At 56.5% G+C, this 1,521-nt stretch carries 2 protein-coding genes; one reads left to right on the plus strand and one right to left on the minus strand.

Annotated features, from left to right (window positions below; translation table 11 throughout):
* Window positions 1-26 precede the first annotated feature (26 nt).
* Complete coding sequence (locus tag AB3X94_RS41605) at window positions 27-743, minus strand: FadR/GntR family transcriptional regulator (RefSeq protein ID WP_176107360.1); 717 nt, start codon at window positions 741-743, stop codon at window positions 27-29.
* A gap of 150 nt (window positions 744-893) precedes the next feature.
* On the opposite strand from AB3X94_RS41605, the gene AB3X94_RS41610 reads away from it, so the two are divergent.
* A partial coding sequence (locus AB3X94_RS41610; protein WP_368614446.1) for a fumarylacetoacetate hydrolase family protein occupies window positions 894-1,521 on the plus strand: 628 nt, incomplete at its 3' end.

Genomic DNA, 1,521 nt, shown 5'->3' on the forward strand with positions numbered 1-1,521 from the left:
CGGAGCATGTATTGGCGCCGGGTTTTCTAGCCAAAGAGGTTGTGCTGAATCTGAACAAGATGCCCAGTAAGCGCCTTCACTGCTGCATCCGTATCGCGGTCTCTAAGGGCTTCGACGATTTCACGGTGCTGGGCCTCATATTCCTTGCGACGTTCTGGAGTCAGCGAGCGCGCTTTAAGCCGCCCCCATTCGCCTTGCTCGCGCACGCGATTAGTCAACTCCAGAATCTTTAGGAAAAAAGAGTTATGCGTTGCAAGTGCGAAAACTCGGTGGAGCTGACCATCCCAATGCTCGAACTCCTCAATAGTCTGCGCGGCCTCCGAGCGCTCGATGCATTCAATCATCTTCGCGAAATCTGCGCCCGTCGCATTACGCGTGATGAGGCGTGGCATCAGCGGCTCGATCAGCAGTCGCGCTTCCATCAGTTCAGCAGGACTCGTCTGGTCCTCTGGCCGCGGTTCCGCCTGCTCGCGAATTCTCGCAGGGAATGTGCTAGCAGCGCCAGGCCGCACGAACGTGCCGCTTCCGACGGCCTGGGAAATCAATCCGCGCTCTTTCAAATCCTGAAGCACCCGCCGGACGGCCCCTCTCGACGCTCCAAACTGCTCGCTCAAAAGACGCTCCGCGGGCAACTTCGCCCCCTCGCCCAGCCGACCAGACGCGATTTCTTCGTCCAGATACGCCGCCAAGGACTTCGCGCCGGCCGCCCGAACCGGGCTGCCACGACTTTCAACGTCGCTCATTCTTTTGCTCTCCCTCCTCACCGTTGAAGTAATTATACGCGAAACGGTACCAATTGGTGAAACCATTGGTTTACCCCCAGTTGCATATGTGCCAATATGGTTCTACAGTAGAACCACATCGCAACCAAATGGACCAACAAGGAGTGAGAAGTGAAGCTTGCAAACTTACGAGTGGCTGGGCAAAAGGTCGTTGCCCTTGTAGATTCGGACGCGGAGACATTCTGGAGCATAGATGCACTGGTGCCTGGTTTCTCTGGTGACATGGTCCAATTGGTACAACAATATCCAGATCTAAAGGCTGACCTGAAGCCCAAGACGTCCGGCACTCCTTTGAGCGGTGCTGAAGTGCTGGCTCCGATAGACCAGCCTCGCCGCAACATCTTCTGCGTGGGCAAAAACTATCACGAGCATGCCGCGGAATTTCAGAATTCGGGCTTCGATAGCAGCGCGCAAAACGGTGAGCACGCGCCGGAAGCGCCTGTGCTCTTCACAAAGCCGGCGTCGGCCATCATAGGTCCTGGCGAAAAGATTCCTCGCCACACGAGCGTTACCAGTCAACTCGACTATGAAGCCGAACTTGGCGTCGTTATCGGTAAGGCTGGCCGCAACATCTCCAAAGCGAACGCGATGGACCATGTGTTCGGCTACACAGTGATTAACGACTTTACCGCGCGGGACCTGCAAAAGCTCCATCGTCAGTGGTTTCTCGGCAAGTCGCTGGACGGCTTCTGCCCGATGGGCCCGTACGTGGTCACTGCAGACGAAGTCGATGGGCAAA

This window comes from Paraburkholderia sp. BR10923 (assembly GCF_040948765.1).
GTDB classification, from domain to species: Bacteria; Pseudomonadota; Gammaproteobacteria; order Burkholderiales; family Burkholderiaceae; genus Paraburkholderia; species Paraburkholderia youngii.